This window comes from Pseudoalteromonas sp. NEC-BIFX-2020_015 (assembly GCF_012952265.1).
Taxonomy (GTDB): Bacteria; Pseudomonadota; Gammaproteobacteria; order Enterobacterales; family Alteromonadaceae; genus Pseudoalteromonas; species Pseudoalteromonas neustonica.
This window is the reverse complement of the sequence record NZ_JABCJL010000094.1, coordinates 1-668: the sequence shown is the minus strand read 5'-3', so window position 1 is coordinate 668 and position 668 is coordinate 1. Positions and strand designations below refer to the sequence as shown.

At 36.4% G+C, this 668-nt stretch carries 1 protein-coding gene and 1 pseudogene; both read right to left on the bottom strand.

What is annotated here, in order from left to right; genetic code table 11:
- A pseudogene (locus HH219_RS21700) lies at positions 1-391 on the bottom strand (helix-turn-helix transcriptional regulator); the annotation flags it as partial.
- Between the two features lie 163 nt (positions 392-554).
- On the bottom strand, positions 555-668 hold a 114-nt coding region (locus HH219_RS21695), incomplete at its 5' end, for a trehalase family glycosidase (RefSeq protein WP_169328613.1).

The window sequence follows — 668 nt, the reverse complement described above, 5'->3', positions numbered from 1 at the left end:
TCTTACGGCTAAACCACAATTCATCATTAATTATGCGGACTAATCCTTTAAATACATTTTCTGGTGCGTCATGATCATAAAACACACCTTTAAAATTATTAAGCAATAGGTTTTTTTCACATGTTGCATCAGGATTAGCATTAAAAACAATAACAGGGCGTAATTTTGCTAGCATAATTAAATCAGCGGGCACTAAATCTTGCCAATTACTGCCGGCACTGTCGACTAAATAAAGGTCAAAATCATGGCGCTCACTCGTATGCGGCAAGCAGTCTTCCATTTTAACCTTGCCAAAAAACGCCTCTAGTATTTTTATCAAGTAAGAGTAGCTTTGTGTTTGAGGGCGTACGTTTTGAACTGTTTTTATAAATACAGAAGTCGGTTGAATCATCTGCTTTCGTCCTTGAAATATTTTATTCACAATACCCAATTAAATAACAACATTCAACCGTTATCTATTGATTAATACTATGATATATATAGTGTTTACAAGGATAGACGTCTAGCTATTTAGATTGAGACCGCAAAGTAATATACTCTACAAATATAGTTTATTAAGAACCAGCCAAAAAGACTAACCTATAAAACCGCGAAGTCACGCCATTTGTCCAGCCAAACCCTTGCTGTACACTGTATTCACCGCCACCAGCACGGTTATCTGGTTCGCA